22 protein-coding genes are annotated in these 26,169 nt (G+C 63.9%); 9 read left to right on the top strand and 13 right to left on the bottom strand.

Going from position 1 to position 26,169, the window contains the following annotated elements; all coding sequences use genetic code 11:
- The first annotated feature begins 21 nt into the window (after positions 1 to 21).
- The 6 genes from ybgC to pal all read left to right on the top strand — a co-directional run bounded on the left by ybgC (position 22) and on the right by pal (position 4,718).
- Entirely contained in the window at positions 22 to 492 is a 471-nt protein-coding gene (gene ybgC / locus NCHOL11_RS00770; protein WP_097090642.1) for a tol-pal system-associated acyl-CoA thioesterase, read from the top strand.
- Positions 489 to 1,208 (top strand): protein TolQ, encoded by a 720-nt coding sequence (gene tolQ / locus NCHOL11_RS00765; RefSeq protein WP_097090641.1) that lies wholly within the window; start codon positions 489 to 491, stop codon positions 1,206 to 1,208. The genes ybgC and tolQ overlap by 4 nt, the downstream gene beginning before the upstream one ends.
- A 155-nt stretch (positions 1,209 to 1,363) precedes the next feature.
- Positions 1,364 to 1,828 (top strand): protein TolR, encoded by a 465-nt coding sequence (gene tolR / locus NCHOL11_RS00760; protein ID WP_097090640.1) that lies wholly within the window; start codon positions 1,364 to 1,366, stop codon positions 1,826 to 1,828.
- 19 nt (positions 1,829 to 1,847) lie between these two features.
- Positions 1,848 to 2,822, top strand: coding sequence for a cell envelope biogenesis protein TolA (locus tag NCHOL11_RS00755; protein WP_097090639.1), 975 nt, complete (start codon positions 1,848 to 1,850; stop codon positions 2,820 to 2,822).
- Entirely contained in the window at positions 2,819 to 4,141 is a 1,323-nt protein-coding gene (gene tolB, locus NCHOL11_RS00750; protein ID WP_097090638.1) for a Tol-Pal system beta propeller repeat protein TolB, read from the top strand. Before NCHOL11_RS00755 ends, tolB begins: the two co-directional genes overlap by 4 nt.
- Before the next feature lie 58 nt (positions 4,142 to 4,199).
- On the top strand, positions 4,200 to 4,718 hold the full coding sequence (gene pal / locus NCHOL11_RS00745; RefSeq protein ID WP_097090637.1) for a peptidoglycan-associated lipoprotein Pal: 519 nt from the start codon (positions 4,200 to 4,202) through the stop codon (positions 4,716 to 4,718).
- 71 nt (positions 4,719 to 4,789) lie between these two features.
- Here the strand turns inward: pal and NCHOL11_RS00740 are convergent, their stop codons facing one another.
- The 7 genes from NCHOL11_RS00740 to NCHOL11_RS00710 all read right to left on the bottom strand — a co-directional run bounded on the left by NCHOL11_RS00740 (position 4,790) and on the right by NCHOL11_RS00710 (position 13,228).
- The gene (locus tag NCHOL11_RS00740; protein ID WP_097090636.1) at positions 4,790 to 6,253 is read right to left on the bottom strand and encodes an efflux transporter outer membrane subunit; all 1,464 of its coding nucleotides are present in this window, start codon (positions 6,251 to 6,253) and stop codon (positions 4,790 to 4,792) included.
- A 67-nt stretch (positions 6,254 to 6,320) separates the two neighbouring features.
- Positions 6,321 to 7,220 (bottom strand): efflux RND transporter periplasmic adaptor subunit, encoded by a 900-nt coding sequence (locus tag NCHOL11_RS00735; protein ID WP_097090635.1) that lies wholly within the window; start codon positions 7,218 to 7,220, stop codon positions 6,321 to 6,323.
- On the bottom strand, positions 7,217 to 7,432 hold the full coding sequence (locus NCHOL11_RS00730) for a DUF1656 domain-containing protein (RefSeq protein WP_097090634.1): 216 nt from the start codon (positions 7,430 to 7,432) through the stop codon (positions 7,217 to 7,219). The genes NCHOL11_RS00735 and NCHOL11_RS00730 overlap by 4 nt, the downstream gene beginning before the upstream one ends.
- On the bottom strand, positions 7,429 to 9,480 hold the full coding sequence (locus NCHOL11_RS00725) for an FUSC family protein (protein ID WP_097090633.1): 2,052 nt from the start codon (positions 9,478 to 9,480) through the stop codon (positions 7,429 to 7,431). The genes NCHOL11_RS00730 and NCHOL11_RS00725 overlap by 4 nt, the downstream gene beginning before the upstream one ends.
- The gene (locus NCHOL11_RS00720; RefSeq protein ID WP_097090632.1) at positions 9,477 to 9,926 is read right to left on the bottom strand and encodes a MarR family transcriptional regulator; all 450 of its coding nucleotides are present in this window, start codon (positions 9,924 to 9,926) and stop codon (positions 9,477 to 9,479) included. Before NCHOL11_RS00720 ends, NCHOL11_RS00725 begins: the two co-directional genes overlap by 4 nt.
- Positions 9,927 to 10,036: 110 nt before the next feature.
- Complete coding sequence (locus NCHOL11_RS00715; protein WP_097092627.1) at positions 10,037 to 10,339, bottom strand: hypothetical protein; 303 nt, start codon at positions 10,337 to 10,339, stop codon at positions 10,037 to 10,039.
- A 21-nt stretch (positions 10,340 to 10,360) separates the two neighbouring features.
- Positions 10,361 to 13,228 carry a M16 family metallopeptidase gene (locus tag NCHOL11_RS00710; RefSeq protein ID WP_097090631.1) on the bottom strand — a complete coding sequence of 956 codons (2,868 nt, stop codon included), beginning with the start codon at positions 13,226 to 13,228 and terminating at the stop codon, positions 10,361 to 10,363.
- Positions 13,229 to 13,461: 233 nt separating this feature from the next.
- Between NCHOL11_RS00710 and clpB the strand changes: the two genes are divergently transcribed.
- A complete protein-coding gene (clpB, locus tag NCHOL11_RS00705; protein ID WP_097090630.1) occupies positions 13,462 to 16,041 on the top strand; it encodes an ATP-dependent chaperone ClpB in 2,580 nt (859 codons plus the stop codon).
- Between the two features lie 48 nt (positions 16,042 to 16,089).
- Here clpB and NCHOL11_RS00700 read toward each other — a convergent pair whose 3' ends face one another.
- The 4 genes from NCHOL11_RS00700 to xseA form a co-directional block, all read right to left on the bottom strand.
- Entirely contained in the window at positions 16,090 to 19,161 is a 3,072-nt protein-coding gene (locus tag NCHOL11_RS00700; RefSeq protein WP_255254670.1) for a TonB-dependent receptor plug domain-containing protein, read from the bottom strand.
- Positions 19,162 to 19,484: 323 nt separating this feature from the next.
- Positions 19,485 to 20,318, bottom strand: coding sequence for a M23 family metallopeptidase (locus NCHOL11_RS00695; RefSeq protein WP_097090629.1), 834 nt, complete (start codon positions 20,316 to 20,318; stop codon positions 19,485 to 19,487).
- Complete coding sequence (locus NCHOL11_RS00690; protein ID WP_097090628.1) at positions 20,315 to 20,527, bottom strand: DUF2093 domain-containing protein; 213 nt, start codon at positions 20,525 to 20,527, stop codon at positions 20,315 to 20,317. The genes NCHOL11_RS00695 and NCHOL11_RS00690 overlap by 4 nt, the downstream gene beginning before the upstream one ends.
- Before the next feature lie 33 nt (positions 20,528 to 20,560).
- Positions 20,561 to 22,066, bottom strand: coding sequence for an exodeoxyribonuclease VII large subunit (xseA, locus tag NCHOL11_RS00685; RefSeq protein ID WP_097090627.1), 1,506 nt, complete (start codon positions 22,064 to 22,066; stop codon positions 20,561 to 20,563).
- A gap of 7 nt (positions 22,067 to 22,073) precedes the next feature.
- Here xseA and purD point away from each other — a divergent pair, with 7 nt between their 5' ends.
- Together purD and NCHOL11_RS00675 are read left to right on the top strand one after the other, a co-directional pair.
- Complete coding sequence (gene purD / locus NCHOL11_RS00680; protein ID WP_097092625.1) at positions 22,074 to 23,351, top strand: phosphoribosylamine--glycine ligase; 1,278 nt, start codon at positions 22,074 to 22,076, stop codon at positions 23,349 to 23,351.
- A gap of 75 nt (positions 23,352 to 23,426) precedes the next feature.
- Positions 23,427 to 23,942: a hypothetical protein gene (locus tag NCHOL11_RS00675; RefSeq protein ID WP_097090626.1), complete on the top strand. Its 516-nt coding sequence runs from the start codon at positions 23,427 to 23,429 to the stop codon at positions 23,940 to 23,942.
- A 60-nt stretch (positions 23,943 to 24,002) separates the two neighbouring features.
- Here the strand turns inward: NCHOL11_RS00675 and NCHOL11_RS00670 are convergent, their stop codons facing one another.
- The gene (locus tag NCHOL11_RS00670; protein WP_097090625.1) at positions 24,003 to 24,800 is read right to left on the bottom strand and encodes an inositol monophosphatase family protein; all 798 of its coding nucleotides are present in this window, start codon (positions 24,798 to 24,800) and stop codon (positions 24,003 to 24,005) included.
- Positions 24,787 to 26,133: a TldD/PmbA family protein gene (locus NCHOL11_RS00665; protein WP_097090624.1), complete on the bottom strand. Its 1,347-nt coding sequence runs from the start codon at positions 26,131 to 26,133 to the stop codon at positions 24,787 to 24,789. Before NCHOL11_RS00665 ends, NCHOL11_RS00670 begins: the two co-directional genes overlap by 14 nt.
- Between the last annotated feature and the right edge of the window lie 36 nt (positions 26,134 to 26,169).

Below are 26,169 nucleotides of genomic sequence, written 5' to 3'. Positions count from 1 at the left end.
TTGATGGTTAAAAGGCCGCGCATGTCCGTTACAGCGCCCATGCCCGAGCCGGCGGCCGGAAGGTTCATCGCCGCCGTGCATCATTTTCCCGTGCGCGTCTATTTTGAGGATACGGACCTGTCCGGCGTCGTCTACCACGCCAATTATCTTCGCTACATGGAACGCGCGCGATCCGACATGCTGCGGGTCGCGGGAATCAATCAGCGCGCCGCGCAGGAAGATGGAACCGGCGTTTATGCCGTGACCAGCCTGCACATCGATTACAAGCGCCCGGCCCGGCTCGACGATGATCTGATGGTGGAAAGCCGCGTAACCGCAATCCGCCCTGTCGCCTGCACCATTCATCAAAGAGTCAGGCGCGGCGATGAAATACTGACGGACGGCGAAGTCTCGGTCGCCTTCCTTAACGATCAGGGCCGCCCGACGCGGCAACCAAAGCCCTGGACCGACATTTTCAGCCGTTTGATGAGAGGGGAAGACATCAACTCATGAGCCTTTCGATGCCTGACGTTGGCGCAGCGGTGGGCGCTGCCACCCAAGCCGCGACCATTTCGCCGCTGGCCCTGTTCCTTCAGGCGGACATCGTCGTGAAGCTGGTGATGCTGGGGCTGTTGCTCGCCAGCATCTGGACCTGGGCGATGATCATCGGCTTCAGCTTCACGCTGCGCAAGGCGAGCCGCCAGAGCAGCGCCTTCGAAGCCGACTTCTGGAAAGCGGAGGACATCGACCGCTTCTACGAAGCACGCCGGAAGGCCGATTTTCCTGCTGCCAAGGTGATGGCAGCGGGCGTCACCGAATGGCGCCGGTCGACCGCGCAAAAGGTGATCGACCGCGACGGCACGCGCGACCGGCTGGCCACATCCATGTCCAGCATGATCGCGGCCGAGGTCGATCGCCTGTCCGACCGGCTCAACATCTTGGCAACGATCGGCTCGGTCGCGCCCTTCGTCGGCCTGTTCGGCACCGTCTGGGGCATCATGCGCGCCTTCACCGCCATCGCGAAGGAACAGAATAGTTCGCTTGCCGTGGTCGCGCCCGGCATCGCCGAAGCGCTGTTCGCCACCGCCATCGGCCTGTTCGCGGCGATCCCGGCCGTCATCGCCTACAATCGCTTCAGCCATGGCATCAACCGCATGGAATCCAAGCTGACCCGCTTTGCTGACGGCTTTTATTCGACGCTGAGCCGGGAGCTGGAGGCGCAGCGGTGATGACGGCAGCACAAGTCAACCCGACCATTTTCGTCATGCCAGCGACCCGAAGGGCGGCGTTAGCCAACGCTGGCATCTCATGCCTCACCCTCCGCCCTATCCGGCCTGCGATCCCAGCTTTCGCTGGGATGACGAATTTGGCGGAGATCGCGTAAATGGCAATGTCCGGCCCCCCATCCCACCGCCGTGGACGTGGTCGCGCGCCGATGGCGGACATCAACGTCACGCCCTTGGTGGACGTCATGCTGGTGCTGCTCATCATCTTCATGGTGACCGCCCCGCTGCTCGTCACAGGCGTGCCGGTGAACTTGCCCGAAACCCGCGCCAAGGGCCTTGATCAGGACGACAAGCCAGCCGTGGTCTCGATCGATCGCGACGGCGGCCTCTATATTGACGAGACGCAGATCAGCGACGCTGAATTGCCGGACCGTCTGGCGGAGATCGTTTCCGCCAATGCGGGCAAGGCCGAGCCGCCTCAGATCTTCCTGCGCGCCGACACCGGGCTCGACTATGGCCGGGTGTTGCGCGTGATGGGCGAACTCAACCGCGTCGGTCTGAACAAGGTCGCGCTGGTCAGCACCGGCGGCGACGAAGCCGCTGCCAGCGGCGGTTCTGAATAGGGCCATAGGGACTTAACGGATGGAACGCGCGGAGAAGATCGGCCTTGGCGTCGCGACGGCGGGACATGTCCTGCTGTTCGGCCTGCTGTCCGCCGGATTCCTGGCCACGCCCAATCCGCTCAAGCTGAACTCCCCGCCGATGGACGTCAGCCTGGTGGATGAAGCGGCGCTCCAATCGACCGCGCCGCAAATCTCGACCCAGCCCCCCCCGCCCAGCGTCGCGCCGGAAGAGGGACCGACCGAGGACGCGGCCCCTGCGCCCGTTCCAGAGCCCGCGCCTGTTCCTGAGCCCGAGCCTTCACCCGCACCGCCGCCGCCAAAGCCTGCTCCACCCAAGAAGGTGGAGAAGCCTGCTCCTGCCAAGCCCGAACCCGCTCCGGCGAAGAAGGACGTGGCCAAGGCCAAGCCAAAGCCCAAGCCCGCGCCCGAAAAGCCAGCGGCCAAGCCCACGCCAGCCAAGGCGAAGCCCGCCGCCGCCGCTAAGCCCGTCCCAGCCAAGTCGGCGCAAAAGCCTGCTGCCAAGGCGAAACCTGATGCCCCGGCCCGCGCATCCGGTCAGGGCAAGGCGGAAAAGCCCAAGGGTTCGCTACTCGGCAAGGACTTCCTGAAGGGCATCGACACCGAAGCCGACGCCCCGCGCAAGGCCGCGCCGCCGCCCGCCGCGGCGATGGGCCCCGCGCAAAAGGCCGCGCTCGACCGCTTGATCGGAGACCAGATCTACCGGCACCTGAAGCTCCCTTCCGGCGCGGATGTCGAACAGCTGGTGGCTTTCCTGGAGGTGAAGATCGACCGCAACGGCCGGGTGATCGGCAGGCCCGAAGTCATCGACGTGCAGGGCCAGACCGCCAGCAACAAGCCACAGGTCTCCATCTACAAGGAACGCGCCGTGCAGGCGGTTATGCAGGCTTCCCCTTTCCAGGGGCTGCCGGACGAATATTATGAACAATGGAAATGGCTCAAACCGTTGAGAGTCTACGCAAGGAAAGCGCGATGAGAAGCTTTGGAATAACCGCACTGCTCGCCCTTTGCGCAGCCTTTGCCAGCCCTGCGATGGCGCAGCTGTCGGTCGATGTGACGGGCGAGATCGACAGCAACCTCAAGATCGTCGTGCCCGCCCTGCCGCCGCAGGCCGAAGTATCGACGCCCGCTGGCTCATCGTCCGAACTTGGCCGCAAGATCGCCGAAGTGATCGCCACGGACCTCAAGGGCTCGGGCCTGTTCGATCCATCCGGCCCGGCCGGCATTCCCGCCATCGGCTTTCCCGAAGTCACCAATCCCGCCTATGACAAATGGGGCGCTTACCAGGCGCTGGTGCAGGGCTTCGTCCGCACCACCGGCGGCGAAGCCGACATCACGGTCGGCTGCTATCTCTACGACGTCGCATTGAAGCAGGAACTGACCCGCCAGGGCTATGTCGTCGCCCCGCGCGACTGGCGGCGCGCCGCGCATAAATGCGCCGATGCCATCTATGCCCGCCTGTCGGGCGAAAGCCCCTTCTTCGACAGCCGCATCGCCTATATCGCGGAGAGCGGCCCCAAGGGGAACCGCACCAAGCGCCTCGCCATCATGGATAGCGATGGCGCCAACCACCGCTTCATCACCAACGGCCAGTCGATCGCGCTCACCCCGCGCTTCTCGCCCGACTACAAGTCGATCGTCTATGTAAGCTATATCGGCAGCCGGGTGCGCATTTATGTCTATGACATCGGCACCGGTCGTCAGCGGCTCGTCACCGAAAGCAACAATGCGACCTTCGCGCCGCGCTGGTCGCCCGACGGCCGCAACATCCTCTTTTCGATGGCGGTCGCGGGCAATACCGACATCTACCGCGTCTCGGCGCAGGGCGGCCAACCCGTCCGCCTCACCACCGCGCCGGGCATCGACGTCGGCGGCAGCTATTCGCCCGACGGCACCCGCATCGTGTTCGAAAGCGACCGTTCGGGCAGCCAGCAAATCTATGTCATGAACGCCGATGGTTCGGGCCAGCGCCGCATCAGCCATGGCGGCGGCCGCTATGCGACGCCAGAATGGAGCCCGCGCGGCGACCTCATCGCCTTCACCAAGATCAGCGGCGACTTCAAGATCGCCGTCATGACGCCGGATGGTGGCAATGAACGCATCCTCACCAATGGCTGGCAGGATGAGCAGCCCACCTGGTCGCCCAACGGCCGCGTCCTGCAATATTTCCGCACCACCGCCGGGCGCGAAGGCACCAGCCAGGTCTGGCAAGTCGACCTGACCGGCGTCAACGAACGCCGCATCCCCACGCCGCTGAGCGGTTCAGACCCCGCCTGGGGTCCGCTGCTCCCCTGATCGGGAACAACATCGTCGCGCAGACGTAACGACCCTATGCTCTTCAAGGAGACCCCTGATGAAACTCAACCGCCCCCTCCTCATCGCCGTCTCGGTCCTGGCGCTCGCCGCCTGTGGCAAGAAAGCGCCCAAGGATTTGCCGCCCCCGCCCGCGACTGACAGCAGCGCGCAGACCGGGACCGGCACGGGCACCGGCACGGGCGCCCCGGTCAAGGGCAGCCAGGAAGATTTCGTCGCCTCCGTCTCGTCCGACCGCATCTTCTTCGACACCGATCAATATGATGTCGACGCGCAGGACCAGCAGACGCTGCAAAGCCAGGCCGCCTGGCTCCAGCAGAACCCCAATGTCCGCGTCACGATCGAAGGCCATGCCGACGAGCGCGGCACCCGCGACTATAATATCGCGCTGGGCGACCGCCGCGCCAACGCCGCGAAAAACTATCTCGCCTCGCTCGGCATCGACCCCAGCCGCATCAACACCGTGAGCTATGGCAAGGAACGCCCCGCCGCGCTCGGTTCGGACGAGGCCGCCTGGGCACAGAACCGCCGCGCGGTGACCGTCACAGTCCAATATTGAGGCCTTCGGTTCCCTCCAACAGCTACGGGAAAGCCCGCCGGTCACAGCATCGGCGGGCTTTTTCATGCCCCTCACCTCCAGCCGCCACCCAGCGCCAGAAATACCGCCACCTGATCCTGCACCAACTGCACTCGCGCCGCAGCAGCCGCCGCTTCCGCGCTCGCCAGGCTCCGTTGCGCGTCGAGCAGCGACAGGAAGTCCCCGCGCCCGAAGCGGAACAGCTTGCCCGCCTGCCCCGCCGACACCGCCGCGCTCGTCCGTGCCCGTTCCAGCGCCGCCGCCTGCTGCGCATCCCGCCGATAGGTTTCCATCGCCGTTTCAGCCTGCCGCAGCGCCTCCAGAACGACCGCGTCGAAGGAGGCGATGCTGCCCTGCACCCGCGCATCGGCCTGCGCGATCCTGGCCCGCACCACCGGACGGTTGGGAAAGCTCCAGCTGAGGATCGGCCCCAGGCTGATCCCCAGCGCAGTGCCGGACCCCAAAGTTTCCAGCGGCCCGGACAGGCCGACCGACCCACCAATCCGCACCTGCGGGTAAAGGTCCGCCATCGCGACCCCCAGCCGCGCCGTGTCGCCCGCGATCGTCCGCTCCGCCTGCCTGATGTCGGGCCGCCGCCGGATCAGCCCCGCACCATCGCCGACCGGCAAAGCGCCGCCCAGCACCGGCAGGGCAGCGCAGCCCTCCACCTCACGCGGGTAGTCGGCAGGCGGCCGCCCCAGCAATGCCGCCAGCAGATAAAGCCCCACCTGCCGCTGCGCTTCGAAAGCGGGCAGGTTCGCCGCGCTTGCTTCCACCGCCGCCTGCGCGCGGCTGACGTCGAACGCCGTTCCCCGTCCACCCCGGAACAGCCGACCCGTCGCGTCCAGCGTCTGCCGCTGCAGGCCGACCACCTGCCGGTTGACGGCCAGCGAATAATTGGCCGCGCACACCTGCGCATAGGCGCGCGCCGTCGCCGCCGCGACGCTCACCCGCAAATAGTCGCGCGCCGCCACCATCGCCTCCAGGTCAGTCGTGCTCGCTTCGATCGCCCGCCTGATCCGACCGTTGAGGTCGAGCGGATAGGACGCGCTCAGCCCCAGGTCATAGCCCACGACACCCGGCAGACTTTCAGCCGTTCCCGAAGGCCGCGCCAGCGTCGCGCCGCCGCTCAACGCCGTGCTGACCGACCGCCCGGCTTCCGCCTCGCGCAACACGGCATGGGCTGCATTCACATTCGCTTCGGCCCGGCGAAGGTCGGCATTGGCGATCAGCGCCTGCTCGACCAGACCATCCAGCTGCGGATCATTGTAAAGCCGCCACCAGTGATCGGGCAGATCGGCATTGCTGAACACGGTCCCTTGCGCGGACTGGAAGCTCCCTTGCGCCGCTGGAGCCGTGGCGACGTCATGTTCGGGCGGGCGATAATCGGGGCCAGCGGTCGAACAAGCGGTGAGCGCCAAAGCCGCCCCGAGTGGCCAGACACCCCCTCTCCCCCGTTCGCCCTGAGCTTGTCGAGGGGTCTTCCTTCCCGTCAGGTAAAAGAAGCGCTTCGACATTCGCACGAGATGAGCGGCTCGTTCAAAAAGCCCGAACGCAGATGAGTATGAATTACTGATATCGCCCTCACGCATGGCGGCAGCTCCCCGCCCGATCCTTCTCCACGGGTTCCACCGTCACCGTCGCCGTACGCCCAGCGATCAGGCGCACGCTGGCCGGCACCTTGTCGAGCTTCACCCGCACCGGAATGCGCTGCGCCAACCGCACCCAGGAAAAGGTCGGCTGCACCGTCGGCAGCAAATTGCCCGAATCACTGCGCGTCGTGTCGTTGATGCCATAGGCGATGCTCTCCACCCGCCCATGCAGGTCCGCCGCTTCGCCCATCAGCCGAACTGTCACCGGCGCGCCGACGCACACCAGCGGCAGCTTGGTCTCCTCGAAATAGCCCTCCACCCGCAAACTGTCGCGATCCACCAGCGCCATGGCCTGCTTGCCCGCCGCCACATAGTCGCCGACATGCAGGTCGAGGTTGGTCACAACGCCGTTTACCGATGCCGTCACCTGAGTGCGTTTCAGATTGAGCGCGGCGGCATCGCGGCTGCTCATCGCCTGCGCAAGCGCCGCGTCAGCCGTGGCAACCCGCGCGACATTCTGCTCATGCGCCTCCGCCGCCACCAGATCGCCCAGCGCCAGATCGCGCTTCGCCTCCCGCCGCGCCTGCCCCAGCGTCGCCCTTGCGCTCGCTACCTGCGCATCGGCCTGTTGCAACGCGAGTGCATAGCGGGGCCGATCGATCACGAACAGCAGATCGCCCGCCTTCACTTCCTGATTGTCCCGCACCGCGACGGACGTGACCAGCCCGCCAATGTCCGGCGTCACCCGCACCACATCGGCGCGCACCCGCCCGTCGCGCGTCCACGGGCTTCGCTCATAATGGTTCCACATGGCGATGGCGGCGATGACAGCCAGGGCGACGATGATGATGGTGGCGGCGCTGCGCGCCAGCCCGCTCGACAGACGGTTCATGGACGAATCCCAAGGAAGGGGAGAAGGAGGCTAAGGCCGCCCAGCACCAGGACGAAGATGCTGAGGTCGACGATCGCCCGATAGGCAAGGAAACGGTAGAGCCCGAAGGCGCCTATCAGCCGCGTGACGCCCCAGCTGATGACCAGCGCCATCACGCCCAGCAGCAGCAGGGTCGGCATGAACACCCCACCCAGGGCGATCTCGCCTGTCATGCCGCCATCCTCCGATAGGGTGGCCCTTCTGGAAACAGGTTCCGCCTCAGGCTGACGAGCGCCAGCACGCCTTGCCTGCGCACCGCCGCGCTCTCATTGTCCGACAACGCGTCCACGGCATGGTCAATCCCGGTCAGCAGCGCCGGTTCGGCAGGCTGTGGCGCGTCCGGGTCCAGCCCGCGATAATGGCGGGCGACGCCCGACAGCACCTCCGCCAGCGGCTGCCCCTCTTGCGCCGGCAATGTCAGCCGCAATTGCCGCAATTCGCCGATGGCGACGCCGGTGCGCAGATCCCGCAGCGCATGGAACAGCAGGTCGCCTCCGTCCCGCCGCGCGGTCGCCAGCCGTGGCGCCAGCAGAGCGATGCGGTCGAGCATCCGGTTTACCCAGCCGCGCACATCGGGCGTGGTCATCATCGTGCTGCGCGTGGCCAGGTCGGTCCATGTGGCGCGGATCGTTCGCCGGATGGCATTTTCGACCCCCGCCGACTGCAACAGCCCGGCCATGATGATCGCGAACCAGACCCCTACCAGCTGCGCGATCGTGCCATTCAGGAACGCCGCGAACTCGCCGACATAGCGATCGGCGATCAGCGCGGGACTCCCGAGCCCGAGCAGCACCGGCAGGGCGATACCGGAAAAGCGCGGCGATGCCAGCATTGCGCCGAGCGCCAGCAGCATCGGCGCGAAGGCGGCGGCCAGCATCGGAAAGCCGTCCAGCCGGGGCAGGATCGCATAGCCATAGACCGCCGCCAGTGCAGAGGCGATCAGGGTGCCCATCATGAAACCCTTGATCGGCGCGGCGGGATTGTCCGACCCGGCGAACAGCGCCAGGAAAACGCCCGCCAGCATGACCGCCGTGCTGCCGTCGGTCCAGCCGCTGCCGATCCACAGCGCGCAGCCGGTGATGATGGTGACGAAGGCGCCGAACGCGCCTCGCGCGGCACCGGCCACGTCCCTGTGCAGCTCACGGCTGCGCCTTCCCTCCAACAGTTCGGCCACGCGGGGCGTCACCGGTTCCCGGCTGTGGACGGCCATCTGTTCATACAGGTCCCGGCAGTCGCGATGCGCGGCGATCAGCGTGGCGAGCCGCGCGAACAGGCTCATCCGCATCATCTCGCCCCAATCCATGTCGCGCCGGGCCGCCGGTTCCATCGCGGCGCAACGGTCGATCAGCGCCTGCGCCGCCGCGCTGCGCTCGGGCCGGTCCTCGCCCGGCGCGGCGAGCCAATCCCGCACATCGGCGATCAGCGCCTGCGTTTCGGGCGGCACCACGCCGCCGCTCGCGCTTTTCAGCGCCGCCAGCCTGTCCTCGACCGCCGCGCCAAGGGGCAGCAATTGGGCCAGTTCATCCTGCAAGGCGCGCACTGTCCGCACGCGCGGCGCAAGGCGCGACGTGTCGAACGGCAAGTGGATCGACAGCTGGTGCAGTTCGCTGATGTCCTGCGCCAGCCTGCGCCGCTCATCCTCCAGCCCCTCGACGGGATGGATGGCGATGGCGTCATGCGACCATCGCTCGGCATCGGCCAGCATCGCCTTCACCCGCGCGAGCAGGACGTTGCTGACCGATCCGGGAAATATGACGCTATGCACCAGGCTCGCGCTGGCGATGCCGATCATGATCTCCTGCACGCGCAGGCTCGCCACGGTGAAGATCGTATCCGGCACATCGACGCTGGGAAAGACGATGAGGCAGGCGGTATAACCCGCCAGAACGAACATATAGGCCCGCGGGGTGCGGTCGAGCAGCGACACGAAGACGCAGAGCGCCAGCCACGACGCCATCGCCAGCGACAGCAGTTCCGGCGCGTTGACGAGCGGCGGCACGATCGCGACCGCGAACGCGCCGCCGGCCATGGTGCCGATCACCCGGAACAATCCCTTCGAGACCACGGCGCCCGCCATGGGCTGGGCCACGATATAGGATGTCAGGAACGCCCAATAGGGCCGCTCCAGCCCGATGCTGAGTGCAACGAACAAGGCCAACATGCTGGCCCCGAAACATTTCAGGGAAAAAAGCGCCGCGGGCCAGCCGAAGCGCGCGCTCATGCCTGTTGGCGGCGCTCGGCGATGCGGCGGCCGAGCAGCTCCATGAGGTTTACGGTGATCTCGATCGCGGCGTCCGGCACGCCGTCGAGCAGTTCGCGGCGCAGATTGTCGAGCCGTTCTTCGATCCGGCCCGCCAGTTCCTTGCCCGCAGGAGTGAGGGCAATACGGTTCGATCGCTTGTCGTCGGGGTTGGGCACCCGCTCTACCAAGGACATCGCCTCCAACTGATCGAGCGTACGTACCAGCGACGGTTGGGTAATCCCCAACTGTTCAGCCAGGTCCGCCTGCCGCGCCTCCGGCTCCATCCTGGACAGATGCACCAGGCACCAGCCCGCGCTGTTTGACACACGAAACTCCGCCAGCGCCTCATCCGCCAACATGCGCCAGTTGCGCGCCACCTGCGGCATTTTGTGCGCCAGCACCCGCTTCATTTCCGATCTCGACATGGCGCTTAGATAGCTAACTAATACCCCTGTTCAAGTCTGCACCCCGTTAATCCGCCACTTCATTAATGCATTTAAATTCCGGGAGCTTCAAAACTCCCGGAATCCGTGGCTCAAACCCGCCGCGTCCCGGAAAAACCAGCCGCCCCAAACGCACCCAACTGCATCGTCCCGTTGATGCTGTCTCCGCTGACTTCCGCCTCACAATCCATCGTGATCGGCATCGGCATGGTCATGTTCATCTTCCAGCTGAGCTTGTTCCCCTGAACCTTGCCCTCGGCAACATCCAGCGATCCCATCATGCCCGCGAAGGTCCCGTGAAAGCTGTCGCCCGAGCTGATGACGGTCAGCACGCCCTTCTGCTCACCCAGCGGCGTTTTCGCCACGCAATCATAAGCTCCGTCGACACCTGCCATCTTCATTCTCCTTATCAACCCTCAATCCGCGAGCGTGCCCGTCTCGACCGGCAGCCCGACAGCGTCAAGCTGCGGCCGCACCAGTTTCGCGTCACCTACCACCACCCAGATCAGCCGATCAGGATCGATCGCCTCACGCGCCGCCTTGTCCAGGTCAACGGGCGTCATCGCCCGATATATCCCCGGCAGCTTTTCATAAAAATCATCAGGCCGCCCCAGCAGCCAATTGCGCATCATCGCGCCCAGCAGGTCGGATGAGGTTTCGAAGCTGCCCGGCAGAGACAGGATCTGGCTGTTGATCGTCTGGTTCCGTTCGGCGGCCGTCGTGCCCTTGCTCGTCAGAAATTCGGCGATGTCCTTGCGCGCGGCAATGATCGAATCGCCAGTCTTGTCGGTTTGCACCGGCGCATAGACGAGCAGCGGGATCGTTTCCTTGACCCCCGGCATGCTGGTGCCGGCGGAATAGGCCCACCCCTTGGTTTCGCGCAGATCCATGATCAGACGGGATGTCGAACTGCCGCCAAGCACCTCATTGGCGGTCAGCAGGGTCAGCGGATTGTCGGTCCCGCGCTTGCCCGTGAGCAGTCCGGCCAGGATCAGAGACTGGGGGCTTTGCGGCTTGTCGACCAAGATGATCCGTGCTGGCCGCATCATCCTGTCCATGCGAAACAGCTTGCTGCCTCTCTCTCCCTGCGGAGATTTCCAGTCGCCGAAGCGCTTCTCCAGCAGCGGCAGGATCTCGGCCAATGTCGTGTCGCCCGTTACGAAAATGGTCGCATTGTCGGGCCGTAGCCATTTGCCGTGGAAGGCGGCCAAGTCCGCCCGCGTCACCGCCTTGACGCCGCTTTCCGTCCCCGATCCCGTGAACGGGATGCCATAGGGGTGCGCCTGCCCATAGAGGAGCGGCGGCAGCAGGCGCTGCGCGATCGGCATGGGCTCGGTCTTTTCAGCAGCGATCCGCGTCAGCACTTGACCGCGCAGACGCTCCACCTCTTTCGGATCGAAAGCGGGATTGCGGATCACGTCCGCCAGCAGTTCGAGCGACGCGTCCAGATTTGGCTTCAACGCATAGAGGCCGACATTGGTCGTATCCATGCCGTTGCCCGCGCTTATCGATGCGCCCAGCCTCTCCTGCTCCTCGGCGATCTGGATCGAGTTACGGCTCCTGGTCCCCTCGTCGAGCAAGGCAGTCACCAATCCGGCCGTGCCTAGCTTTGCCTTGTCATCGGCGGCATTACCCGCGTCGAACGCAACCGATACTCGGACCACCGGCACGGTCGCCCGGCGCGCGAACAGGATGGGAATCCCATTCTTCAAGGTGGCATGCTCCACCTCTGGAAACTCCAGGTCCTTGACTGGCTCAATGGCAGGTTCAGGGACCTTGGTTGGCGGCGGCGTGCCAGCGGAGGGGGCGGGCTTCTTCGGGTCCCGGAAGAAGGCAGGGCGATGGGTCGCGTTGCCCGCAAGCGCATTATCTTCAGCCGAGCGCTCACCCGGCGCGACGGTCAGGCGGAACACTGGCCGCCCCAGCCATTTCTGGGCAGCCGCACCGACGGACTGTGGTGTTGCCGCAGCATAGAGCACAAGGTCCTTCTTATATTTCCCCGGATCGCCGGAATAAACGGCGCCTTCCGCCAGAGTCACAGCCTTGCCGCTGAATCCGCCAACTTTCTCAAGACCGCCGATCGTGCCGGAAAGCTGACGGGTGGCCGCGCGTTGCACCTCATCGGCGGTCGGCCCCTTGGCAAGATAGTCAGCCAGCAACTGGTCGAGCCGCCTGCCCACGGCCGCAGCATCCTGCCCCGGTTTCACATCGACGGTAATTTCGGCGATGCTCAGCTTTTCAAAAGGCTGGATGCTTGCGCTCACGCCTACGGCGACTTTTTCGCCGCGGACCAGGATATTATCGAGCCGCGATGATTTAAGCCCGCCAAACACCGCCATCGCGAGATCCAGCTGTGGCAGGTCGGCGGAATTGACGCCGGGCACGATCCAGTTGCGATAGAGCCGGGTCGCCGCGACATTGTCGTGCATCAGCTTTTCAGCGTCTCGCGGCAAGGTTGGGACGGTCGCATCCACATCCTTTGGAACTGGGCCGGATGGAATGGCTCCAAACCATTTCTCCACCTTTGCCTTTGCCGTCGCCACATCAATGTCGCCAGCAAGCACAAGAACGGCGTTGTTGGGCCCATAATGGGTTTTGAACCAGTTCTGCACGTCCGCCAGGCTGGCCGCGTTCAGGTCAGCCATCGAACCGATGGTCGAGTGACGATAGGGATGCCCCTCCGGCAACATGGCGGCAAGTTGCGCATATTCGACAAGGCCGTAGGGCTGGTTTTCGCCCATGCGCTTTTCATTCTGAACGACGCCGCGCTGCGTATCCAACTTCGCCTGCGTTACCGCGCCGAGCAGATGGCCCATGCGGTCGGCTTCAAGAAACAGCGCGCGGTCGAGCGCACCGGTCGGGACCGTTTCGAAATAATTGGTGCGGTCGAACCAGGTCGTCCCGTTCCAATCGGTCGCGCCGATATCCTCCAGACGCCCGAAGAAAGGGCCGTCCGCATTTTCGGAGCCGTAGAACATCAGATGTTCGAACAAATGGGCAAAGCCGGTCTTGCCTGCCGGTTCAAAGCGCGAACCCACATGATACCAGACCGACACGGCGACGACGGGCGCTTTCCGGTCGGTATGAACGATCACGCGAAGGCCATTCTTCAGCGTGAACTGCTCATAGGGAATATTCACGGCTGCGACCAAGCTGGAAAGCGCTGCGGGTGCCGCTGCATCCGTTTTCGCCGGAGCAGCCGACATGGCCGGGACCGGAACTGCCATGGCCGTGACAGCCAAGGAGAAAAGGCCGAGCGTCAACGGACGGGGGAAGAATCTCATGAAGCGCCCTCATCAAGGTCGGGGTCATAGCCGCAGAACCGGCCAAGGATTGCAGCAACATAGCGGCGCAGGTCCACGGCGCAACAGGCATCGCCTACCTGGCGATGGCGGTCCGCGTTGGAGCAAACGGGTTCGTGGTGGATTTTTGACTGATGGCAAGGATATTTGCGTAGCGCCTCTTGTGTTGCTTTTATGCAACATTACATCGTGGCAAGTTTCACGAAGGGCTTCTTATGAACCTCGATAAATTCACTGATCGCGCCAAGGGATTCCTCCAGTCGGCGCAGACCGTCGCGATCCGTATGAGCCATCAGCGGATAAGTCCCGAGCATCTGCTCAAGGCGTTGTTGGAAGACAATCAGGGCATGGCGTCCGGCCTTATCAAGGCGGCGGGCGGCGACCCGGCGGTCGCATTACGCGAAACCGATGCGGCTTTGGCCAAGGTGCCTGCCGTGTCGGGCAGCGGGGCGCAGCAGACGCCGGGGCTCGACAATGATGCCGTGCGGGTGCTGGACAGCGCGGAGCAGGTGGCGGCGAAGGCTGGCGACAGCTTCGTGACGGTCGAACGGCTGTTGCTGGCGCTGACGCTGGCAACCACGAGCATGGCGGGCAAGGCGCTGGCCGCAGCGGGCGTGAAGGCGGAGGCACTGAACGCGGCGATCAACAATCTGCGCGGTGGGCGCACCGCCGATACTGCTGGCGCGGAAGATCGTTACGACGCGCTCAAGAAATTCGCGCGTGACCTGACCGAGGCGGCGCGGGAGGGCAAGCTCGATCCCGTGATCGGCAGGGACGAGGAAATCCGGCGGACGATCCAGATCCTGGCGCGGCGGACCAAGAATAATCCTGTGCTGATCGGCGACCCTGGCGTCGGCAAGACCGCGATCGCCGAAGGCCTCGCGCTGCGCATCGCCAATGGGGACGTACCCGACACTCTGAAGGACCGTACGCTGATGGCGCTCGACATGGGGTCGCTGATCGCGGGCGCCAAATATCGCGGCGAATTTGAAGAGCGCCTCAAGGGCGTCCTTGACGAGGTGAAAGCTGGCGAAGGCCAGATCGTCCTGTTCATCGATGAGATGCACACGCTTATCGGCGCGGGCAAGTCTGAGGGCGCGATGGACGCGGGCAACCTTTTGAAGCCTGCCCTCGCGCGTGGCGAGTTGCATTGCATCGGCGCGACAACACTCGATGAATATCGCAAATATGTCGAGAAGGACCCTGCGCTCCAGCGGCGGTTCCAGCCCGTGTTCGTGGGCGAACCGACGGTGGAGGACACCATCTCCATCCTGCGCGGGCTTAAGGAGAAATACGAGTTGCACCATGGCGTACGGATAACTGATGGCGCGATCGTGTCAGCCGCAACGCTCAGCAACCGCTACATCACCGACCGTTTCCTGCCGGACAAGGCCATCGACCTTATGGACGAGGCGGCTTCGCGGCTCCGGATGGAAGTGGAGAGCAAGCCCGAGGAGATTGAGACGCTCGACCGGCGGATCATTCAGCTCAAGATCGAGCGCGAGGCTCTGCGCAAGGAGACTGACAAGGCGTCGAAAGATCGGTTGGAGGCGCTCGAGGAAGACTTGGCCAATCTGGAGGAGCAATCCGCCGCGCTGACGCAACGCTGGCAGGCGGAGAAGGACAAGATCGCGGGCGAGAGCAAGCTGAAGGAACAGCTCGAAGCCGCGCGCGTCGAGCTGGAGCAGGCGCAGCGAGCTGGCGACCTCACCAAGGCGGGCGAGCTTGCCTATGGCCGCATCCCTGAATTGGAGCGCAAGATCGCCGAAGTAGAGGGCGCGACCGAAGACGCGATGCTGCGCGAGGAAGTGACGAGTGAGGACATCGCTTCGGTCGTGTCGCGCTGGACCGGCATTCCCGTCGACAAGATGATGGAGGGTGAGCGCGAAAAGCTGCTGGCCATGGAGGAGGAACTCGGAAAGCGCGTGATCGGGCAGGCCGATGCGGTAAGGGCCGTGTCGACCGCAGTGCGACGTTCGCGCGCGGGCTTGCAGGACCCGAACCGGCCGCTTGGGTCGTTCCTGTTCCTGGGACCGACCGGCGTCGGCAAGACCGAATTGACCAAGGCGCTCGCCGGATTCCTGTTCGACGACGATAGCGCAATGGTGCGGATCGACATGAGCGAGTTCATGGAGAAACATTCGGTCGCGCGGCTGATCGGCGCGCCGCCAGGCTATGTCGGCTATGAGGAGGGCGGCGTGCTGACCGAAGCGGTGCGGCGGCGGCCCTATCAGGTCGTGCTGTTCGATGAGGTCGAGAAGGCGCATGGCGACGTGTTCAATGTGCTGCTGCAGGTGCTGGACGATGGCCGCCTTACTGATGGGCAGGGCCGGACGGTGGACTTCACCAACACGATCATTGTGCTGACGTCGAACCTGGGCAGCCAGTTCATCGCGGGCCTTGCCGATGATGAACCGGTGGAGAAGGTCGAGGATCAGGTGATGGACATCGTCCGCGCGCATTTCCGGCCTGAGTTCCTCAACCGCCTGGACGAGGTGATCCTGTTCCATCGGCTCGGTGCAACGCACATGGCGCCGATCGTCGACATCCAGGTGGCGCGGATCGGCAAGCTGCTGAAGGACCGCAAGGTGACGCTGGACCTGACGGACGGCGCGCGGGCGTGGCTGGGGCGGGTCGGTTATGATCCGGTCTATGGCGCGCGGCCGCTAAAGCGGGCGGTGCAGCGGTATCTGCAAGATCCGCTGGCGGATTTGATCCTGCGGGGCGAAGTGCCCGATGGATCACAAGTGCGCGTGGATGAAGGCGATGGAGCGCTGAAACTCAGCCTCGCATGAAAAAGGGGCGCCGGAGTGGCGCCCCTTCCTTTCTGAATATCCGCTTGTTTAGAAGTTGGCGCGGACGCCCAGCCGGTAAGCGCGGCCATAAATGCCCGTTCCACCCTGAACCGGGTTATAGTTGTTCGCGCCATAGGTGACCGGATCGATCGGCGGCAGGTCGTCAAAGACATTGAGCACGTTCAGGTAGAGTGTGAAATTGTCATTGAGCTTGTAGCTGGTGGTGAGATCGACGGTAATGTAGTCGTCCACGTTGCACTTCACGAAGCGAGGCGAGAGCAAGCCGCACCCGCCCGATGCACCGGGCCCTTCGACGTCTTCTGCCGAAAGGTTATAACCACCGAAGAATTCGGCAGTGGCAGATAGGGTCCACCTCTTCCATTCTAGCGTGTTGGTCCAGCTGCCGTGCCATTCGGGCGTGCCGGAACCCGCCGTCAGGCTGTAATTTCCGATCGTGCCTTCATAGCTTTCGCGGCTGCCGTCTGCGAAGGTCGTGTCCAGATTGATGACGTAAGTTGCTTCCACTGAGCTGGTGAAACGCACATCGCCAAAATCGAACCTGCCAGTAGCGGCGAAGTCCAGGCCTTCGGACCGGATCGTCGTGGCGTTGATCAGCGGTGCCTGAACATAGGCGACACGGGGCAGAACGCCGGGATTCTGCGGATCAGGGGAGTCCTGAATGATATTATACCCCGCCGGGATCGCTTGGCCCGAGTAGTAGGCCGCCAAAGCCGGGCCGAATGGGGCCGGAATGATCGCGCCCTTCTTCTTGATGTTATAATAGTCGATGCTGAGGCGGATGTTGCGGGTTGGCTCGAAGATCACGCCCGCTGTCCAACTGGTCGACTTTTCTGGTTTGAGGTCAGGGCTGGCCAATTGCGTCTGACCATAGCTGCTGGAGCTGAGATAGGTCGGGCAGCTGGTAAAAGTGTCCCGGGTACAACCAAATTGAGCCAGATAGGATTCGGGGAAGGTCGATGCAGTGTTGTTGACGAAGCCCGTTGTTGGCAGCGCATTCGCTTCTGCAAAGCTCGGAATGCGGAAGCCACGCGACCAGGTGCCGCGGAGCGTGAGCGCATCGATCGGCTTGTAGCGGAACCCAATCTTCGGCGAGAAAGCATCCTGACCGCTGTTATAATTGTCATAGCGACCGGAAGCATTGACTTCGAAACCTTCGAACGCAGGCACGTTCAGTTCGAAGAAGCCCGACCGCACCACGCGTTCACCCTTTGTGCCGAAGGCATTGAGAACAAAATAGCGGTTTGTCGGACCTGCAAAGTCGGGGTTGGCGCTGGGGGCGTCGATCGCTTCCAGACGGATTTGACCACCAAAGCCAAGCTGCACTGGGCCTGCGGGTAGTTCAAACAGTGTGCCGTTAAAGCTGACCTGTGCGGCGTAAAGCTCCGACTTGGACTTGGTAATGTTGTCTGGCGCCAGATAATCGAGCACTGACTGGCTGTTCGACAGCGGATTGACGAAATTATAGCTGCCGTCGGCGACGACGTTCAGCAGATTTTGGATGTAAACGTAGCCTTTCGACGTGCGGGTGAGATCGGTGACCATGCCCACGACATCCGCCGCAAAGTTCCAGTTGTCGGTCACGGGTCCGGAAATCGAGAAGGCACCGCGATAAGTGCGGCTGAGCGTCTCATTATACTCGGTCAGGTTCGGAATGCGTCCGAGAATTCGTGCCTGCAATCCCTGTGCCGCAAAGGGGTTGTTGGGGTTAAGCGTGCCGTTGGTCGCATCGCAAGTCGCTTGCGGGAGACCATTGACCAAGGGGCAGACAAAGACCGGCAGCGCCAAGGCAAAGGAGCCAGGTGCGTTGGGCGGTCCGCTGTTGTACGTGCTGAATCGGGGGAAGGCGATGCCGGCGGGCCCATTGGCCCGGATGGTCGCCGGTTCGCCGGTATAGCTGACCTTGCTCTGCAGATAGTTGGCGGTGAAGGACGCTTCAATATCGTCCGTGACCGCGACAGTCGCCTTCAACGCACCGCCGAAGCGTTCGATACGTGGCGAAATGACGCCATATTGACGAACCAAATCACCTTGGCAGACGGTGGTCGGCGCAAAGGCATTCTGCTCCGTGTCCGCAAGTTCGGCCGCAGTGAGCGTGTAAGGCGTCTCCCCGGCAATACAGCCGGCGGCAGGATTGAGGAATTGATATCGGCCAAGCGGGTCATCAAGCGCGCTGTTGGAGTTGGTGGGCGCAACGAAGAAGGTCGTGGCAAACGAACGGCGGTCGCTCGACGAGGTCGCGTCTGCCCAGCCCACATAACCAGTGCTGGACGGGTTGATCGAACCGCCATTCGGGCCAACCTGCGGTCCGCAGACGCCGTCGCGGCAGATACCGGACAGATCTTGTGAATTATACGGATATGGTCGGTCACGATTATAAAGAGCGTTCTGGCGATACCAGAAGCCACTGGCGTAGATGTTGTAGCCATCACGGCCGAGGTCGCCGGTGCCCGCCGTCAGGCTGATGCGATAGTTTTCACCATCGCCGCGCTCGGTGAGGCCGCCTTCGATTCGGCCGCCGATGCCCTTGAACTGCTTTTTCGTAATGACGTTGATCACGCCCGCAATGGCGTCCGCGCCGTAGGTCGATGATGCGCCATCGCGCAGCACTTCGACACGGTCGACGATGTCGTCTGGAATGGTGTTGAGATCGACGAAGTTTCGCGTCGCGTCATCCGCGAGCGGATAATAAGCGGCGCGTTGACCATCGAACAGCACAAGCGTGGAACTGGTGGTCAGGCCCCGCAACGACACGGCAGATGCGCCGGCGGCGAAAGCGCCGTTGGCCGAGAAACTGTTCGTGAGCGCCGCGCCGTTGTTGGACGAAATGCGCTGAAGCGCTTCCTGGGTCGTCTGAATGCCGCGCTGTTCGAGCGACTCAGAGGTGAGAACGGAAACAGGCGAGGGCGTGTTGTTGACGTCCTGCCGCAAAATGGAACCAGTGACGACGATCGTAGCCTCCGGTTCTTCAGCCACCGTACCGGCCGGAGTATCCTGCGCAAAGGCAGGGGCGGCGAGCGCCGCAAAGCCCGCGCCCGCGCATGCGAGCGCCTGCAGCGCCGCGCTATTGCGCAGCCACGCATTGTTCGAGAGTTTCTTCACAATCCAGTCCCTTGCTCTGGAGCGACGCAAGCGAACCCGCGTCCTTTGTTTGACGCATGAAGAGGGGCATTGGAGCCCGACAGCAAACCCCTCTTCATCCGTGCTGTGCGACAGTCTGCGCAGTCGTTTTATGCGTGTAAAGCAATGCTACAGACACACAGGCACTTTGCTGTTGCACTGTCGTAAATTTGCCACATCTTGGGAAAAGGTGACTTTACGGCTGTTCAACAATATTAGTGGCGAAGGAAGCAGCCCGGTAGAACTTTGATGCTCCAAGGATGCGGCTAGTGGCGCTAAGTTGCGCCACTGCATGCCCATTCCTGCTAAGGCATGGGGCCTGTCAGAAGAAGCGGGTCGATCCGCGCCTCGTTCCACCGCATACCCCAATGAAGGTGGGGGCCTGTCGCGCGGCCGGTTGCGCCCACGGCGCCGATGCGCTGACCTTGGCGGATGCTTTGCCCAAGCTTCACATCGATGCGGGACAGATGAAGGAAAGCGCTGCTGAGACCATGACCATGGTCGATCATCAGCAGATTGCCCTCAAGCGTGAATGGCCGGTCAGCGGCCAGAACCACCACGCCGTCGGCAGGAGCAAGGACTGGATCTCCGGTCGACCCCGCGACATCGATGCCGCCATGATAGGCGCCCGGCACGCCTTGGTAAACGCGCTGCGATCCGAACAATCCGGAAATACGGCCGCCCCGGGGCCACAGGAAGCGCTGGCGCCAACCGGTCGCGCCTGTGTCCACGCTGCGCGCTGCGGCAATCCGGGCCAGTTCGGGTCGGCGAAGCGCAAGATAGGCTTCATTATCCCGCACAGGGCGAAGTGCCGTGTTGACCCGCTCTATCCGCCAAGCACGAGGGGCGACGTTGATGATCTGGCTAAGCATATGGCCATCGGCGAGGCGCGCGGTCAGGCGCGCCTGCGGCTTGGCGTCACGGTCGAAAGCGATGAGAAAGCGTCCGTCCCGATCGAACCGGACTGGCTGATCATCAAGGCGCAGTTCCGCTGTCGCGGCCGGCGCTGTGCCGATGAGGACGCCGCCTTGTTGTGCTTCACCATCAAGGATGATGTCGGTAATGGAGTTGGAGGTTGGATCTTTTGCCGCCCCCACACTGCCTATCATCAGCAGGAGCGCGGCCGCCCAACGCCTCATCGCAGGCCGCGCGCCTTCAGTTCAGCCTGCGCCGAGGCTTCCGCGCTAGCATAGGGCTCCTGCCGGGCGATGCTCCAATAGCGCAGATCGTCGAGAGGGATTTTTTGCCCAGTGACCGCGCACACGACATGATCTCCCGCCTGCAGCACACGGAAGCTGTAGGCCATATAGTGGAGACGGGCCGGACGATCGCGATTGGACATCAGCATGAGATCAAACGGCCTTCTTCTTGGTCATGCACATCAGGAGAACAAATCCTGTTGGCGATTTTCCCCTCTCTCCTGCGCTTTGCGAGAAGAGCGTGATGAAGGGGATATAGCTTGCGGCGGTGCCATCTCAAGGGTTGGCGATGTAGATCTTGGTCCTACGTCTGCGCCGACTGCTCCGTCGCTGAAATGGAGCAACACGGCCCCCGCAGCTTGAGCTTCCGCGACCGATCTGACGAGTCGGCCTTCCGCCATCACCCGAGCAAAACCACGCGCAAGCGGCAAGTCAGGGTTGACCGAAACGAACAGGCGGGAAAGCCTGTCAAAGGCAGTGGCGCGGTCACGAAAAACGCGCGACAGATAGTCCGGGCGGAGCCGTTGACGATCAAGCCGCTCTTTAGCGCGGGCCAGATGCTGGTGCAGGAGAGCCGGTCGCAGAGCGCCACCCGCTTGATTGAGATGTGCCCGCGCGTCCGACACGCGATGACGCAGGCAGTTGCCAAGGTCGCCGGACAATTGGTCGAGCCGCTGACGTTGCGGAGCCAGCAGCATGTCTGGCGTCGGCATGAGCCGGGCCTGCATCTCCAGCCGTTCGCGGGCTTGCGCAGCACCGCGCCGCACGGCCCTGTCCATACGCAGCCCTTGCTCAGTCAGCATCGCCATCAGATCGGTGCGAACAGGCACCGCCATCTCCGCAGCGGCGGTCGGCGTGGGCGCGCGCATGTCGGCGGCATGGTCGCAAAGCGTCGTGTCCGTTTCGTGACCAACGGCGGAGATGACCGGGATCGAACATTCGGCCACCGCCCGCACGACGATTTCCTCGTTGAAGCTCCACAAATCCTCGATGGAGCCGCCGCCACGCGCAACGATCACCAGGTCCGGGCGCGGCAGGGGACCTCCGGGCTGCATCGCCGAAAAGCCGCGAACCGCACGGGCGACCTGGTCGGCTGCGCCCTGCCCCTGCACCAGAACTGGCCAGAGCAAGACATTGGTTGGGCAACGATCTTCCAGCCTGTGGAGGATGTCCCGGATCACCGCGCCGGTTGGCGAGGTGACGACGCCGATGGTTCGAGGCATGAACGGGATCGCCCGCTTGGCGGAGCGGTCGAACAACCCCTCGGCGGCGAGCTTTGCCTTCAGCTTTTCGAGCAGCGCCATCAGCGCGCCTTCGCCCGCCAGTTCCATGCGGTCGATCACGATCTGATATTTGGAGCGGCCGGGATAGGTGGTTAGCTTGCCGGTGGCGATCACCTCGACGCCGTCCTGAGGCGCGAACGGCAACCGTTGTGCTCCGCCCTTCCACATCACTGCATCTATGACCGCATTGTCGTCCTTCAGACACAGATACAGATGGCCCGATGCAGCGCGCTTGAACCCGGAAATCTCGCCACGCAGACGAACATGGCCAAAGCGGTCCTCGACCGTGCGCTTCAGCACGGCGGACAATTCGCTCACCGAAAGCGGCGGCGCGTTGTCCCCCGCCCTTTCCTCCGCTAACAGGCGGCCCGACACATCGAAACCAGCTTCATATTCCGGGGACATGGGCGAAATGAACATCCTTTTGTTGGGCAGCGGCGGCCGCGAACATGCTCTGGCCTGGAAGCTGGCACAATCGCCCAGCCTCACGACCCTTTATGCCGCACCAGGCAACCCCGGCATAGCCCAGCATGCGACTTTGGTCGATCTGGATGTCACCGATCATCGTGCTGTGGTCGATTTCTGCCTGCGCCACTCCATCGGACTGGTGGTGATCGGGCCGGAAGCGCCGCTGGTCGACGGCCTTGCCGATAATCTTCGGGTGAAGGGATATCCGGTATTCGGGCCGGGCAAGAAGGCGGCGCAGCTGGAGGGGTCCAAGGGTTTCACGAAGGATCTGTGCAAGCGCGCTGGCATCCCCACCGCTGCCTATGAGCGCGTCCACAGCAAGGACGGCGCGATTGCAGCGCTGGCCGATTTCGGGCTGCCCGTCGTCATCAAGGCAGATGGCCTGGCAGCGGGCAAGGGCGTCATCATCGCCGAAACGCACAGCCAGGCCGTAGAAGCGATAGAGGATATGTTCTCTGGCGCATTTGGCGCAGCGGGCGCGGAAGTTGTGCTGGAAGAATTCATGATCGGTGAAGAGGCAAGCTTCTTCGCGCTCACCGACGGCAGCGCGATACTGCCGTTTGGTTCCGCCCAGGACCATAAGCGCGTCGGCGATGGCGACACCGGTCCCAATACCGGCGGTATGGGCGCCTACAGCCCAGCGCGGGTGCTGACGCCCGAACTGGAAGCCGGAGTCGTAGAGAAGATCATCCGGCCGACGGTGGAAACGCTGGCGGCTGAAGGGACGCCCTATTCCGGCGTCCTCTATGCCGGGCTCATGCTGACCGAAGAGGGGCCCAAGCTCATCGAATATAATGCGCGCTTCGGGGACCCGGAATGCCAGGTTCTGATGATGCGCTTTGACGGCGATCTGGTGGACCTGCTGCTTGCCGTTGCGCAGGGACGCCTTGCGGAGCAGGGCCCGGTGAAGCTGGCTGACCGGACGGCTTTGACCGTAGTGATGGCAGCCAATGGTTATCCCGGCACGCCTGAAAAGGGCGGGGCGATTGCCGGCATCGATGCGGCAGAAGCAGGCGGCGCGCTGGTCTTCCATGCTGGCACGGCAGCAAAGGATGGCACGCTGGTCGCCAATGGCGGACGCGTGCTGAACGTCACCGCCAGCGGCCACAGCGTCAATGAAGCCCAGGCAGCCGCTTACCGCGCAGTAGATGCAATCGACTTTCCGACGGGCTTCTGCCGCCGGGACATCGGATGGCGCGAGGTTGAACGCGAGGGGCGGTGAGAGACGCTCAACACGGCCTCTTGCTCATTCCCGTCGAGCGCCACTAGATAAAGGCTGAAAGCTGGAGGGAGCGCGATGCAGGAATTCTTCATGGACTATGGCCTTTGGCTGCTGATCGGATTGCTCGTCCTGATCGGCGCCATATTCCTGCTCGCGGGGCGCAAGGCGTCGGTTGACTCGCCTGCCGCCGAACGGCCCGCCTTGGTCGAGAAGGAAGTAGCGCCGACAGCTGCGGCCATTCCAGAGCCGGTAACGCCCGCTCCCTCGATTATTGCGGCCGAGCCCCAGCCGTTAGTCGCACCAGTGGCACCCCCGCCAATCGCGTCTCAGGCCACCGCCCCCGCACCGGCCGGCCAGGACAATCTGCTGAGGATGAAAGGCGTCGGACCAAAGCTCAACCAGCTGCTTATCGAATTGGGTGTCACCCGCTATGAGCAGATCGCCAATTGGACCGACGCGGACTTAACGGCGATCGACGCGAAACTCGGCAACTTCAAAGGGCGTCCGGTCCGCGATCAGTGGATCGATCAGGCGAAATATCTCGCAGCGGGAGATTTCGCCGGTTTCGAAGCCAAGTATGGCAAGCTCTAAGCCGGGAGCGCTGCGGCTGACGTCAACCCAACTCCGCCAACAACCGGCACAGGCCGCGCGCTAAGCACGCCCCAGCAACTCACGCGCGCGGGGGGCGAGGCGGTGGGTGGCGGCTTCGTGGATGCCTGGGGCCGTGCAGAGAAGACCGAAGGCGGTGGGTTCGGGGCGATTAAAGGACAGGGGATCGCCGAGCGCGTCGGTGACTATTGCGCCCGCTTCCTGTGCGATCAGGGCGGCTGCGGCGACGTCCCATTCATTGCCCCAACGGACAGTGGCGACGATATCGGCTTCGTCAGCGGCGACCATCGCCATCCGCAGGGCAATGCTGTTGGGTTTGTGGACAGCGCGGAGATCGCTGTCGTGACGGGGCAGATGGTCGGCGGGCACGCGGGCGCCCGGCAGAATCATGCGCGAACCGGCGGTGAGGGTTCGGCCGTTTCGAGTAGCGCCCTCCCCTGCCGTGGCAATCCACAACTCATTGCGCGCGGGCGCAGCGAGTATTCCTATGCTTACCGCCCCATGTTCGACCAGTGCGACCGAAACCGCCCATCCAGGACGCCCACGCAAATAGTCGCGGGTGCCATCGATCGGATCGACGACCCAGACGCGGGCGAGGTCCAGCCGATGAACGGTATCGGCGGTTTCTTCGGACAACCATCCGGCCGCAGGATCGATGAGGCTGAGGCTCTGGCGGAGCATGACGTCGATTTCGAGGTCCGCTTCGCACACGGGATGGCCCGGGACCTTTTCCCATTGGCGCACCTGGGTCTGCCCGCCCGCCCAGAGGGTAAGCGCCCGGTCAGCCGCATCCGATACCGCTCCGACGAGCGCGCGCAGATCGATCTCAGCCCCCGGCAACGGTCATCCCGTCGATGCGGATAGTGGGCACGTTCATGCCGTAGCGAAACACAAGGTCGTTTGCAGGAACAAGGACGCGGAACATGTCCTTGAGATTGCTGGCGATGGTGATTTCGGACACCGGCCGGGTGATTTCGCCGTCCTCGATCAGGAAACCGGCCGCGCCACGGCTATAATCACCCGTGACGCCATTGACGCCCATGCCGATCAATTCGGTGACATAGATGCCGCGCTTGATGTCCGCCATGAGCTCGGCTGGCGAAACACTGCCCGGCTCCATATGGACGTTGGTGACACCAGCGCCAGGCGCCCCGCTGCCCCCCCGGCTCGCATGCCCAGTGGGTGCAAGGCCGAGCTGGCGGGCAGAGGCGCTGTCCATCAGCCAGCCCGTCAGCACGCCCTTGTCAATCAAGGCGCTGCGAGAGACGGGAAGCCCTTCCCCGTCAAAAGGACGCGAACGCAGGCCCCGTGGGCGCAGCGGATCGTCGATGATGGTGATGGCGCTGTCGAACAGTGTTTCTCCGAGGGAGTCGAGGAGGAAGCTCGACCGCCGCGCAATGGCAGCGCCGACCATCCCGCCGATCAAATGGCCGAGCAGGCCGGAGCCAATGCGCGGATCGAAGACAACGGGCAGGACGCCGCTTTCAATCTTGGCGGGATTGAGGCGAGCAACCGCCCGCTCCCCGGCGCGCTGGCCGATCGCCGTAGGGTCATCAAGGTCGTCAAGGTAGCGCGCACTGTGACTGGCATGGTCACGCTGCATATCCGCGCCCGTGCCTGCGAGGACGCTGGCCCAGGTCGAATGGCTCGTACCAGCATACGCGCCGACAAAGCCGTGGCTGGTTGCGAGGGCAACCTGGCTCCGGCCGTTCGATGCCCCACCGCCCTCGCTGTTCGTGACGCCCGACACGCCGCGAGCAGCTCCTTCCGCCTCGAGAGCGCGGGCGCGCAGCAGCGCAGGTTCCGGGTCGCTCGGGTCGGCTATATCGAGTTCCGGCAAGCTGCCGCGCAACAGCCGATCTTCGGGCGCGAGTCCCGCATAGCGGTCCTCCGGGGCCTCCCGCGCCATGGCGATGCAGCGGTCGACCAGCGTAGCAAGGGTGGCTGGATTCATGTCCGACGCAGCGATGCTGGCGGAGCGCTGGCCGACGAAAAGGCGCAGGCCGATTTCCTCACCTTCGGACCGCTCGACATCCTCCAGCGCGCCAAGGCGCACGGCTACAGTGGTGGAGGCATTGCAGGCATAGATGGCATCTGCCGCATCAGCCCCTGCCCTGCGTGCCGCCGTCACCAGATCCTGCGCGCGCGACTGGGCTTCTTCGAGGCTGAGCATATGTGCGGGGCGTTCCTGATAAGGGGTCAGGCTTTG

The sequence above is a fragment of the Novosphingobium sp. Chol11 genome, assembly GCF_900218065.1.
GTDB classification, from domain to species: Bacteria; Pseudomonadota; Alphaproteobacteria; order Sphingomonadales; family Sphingomonadaceae; genus Sphingobium; species Sphingobium agri.
This window is presented reverse-complemented; position numbering and strand designations above follow the sequence as displayed.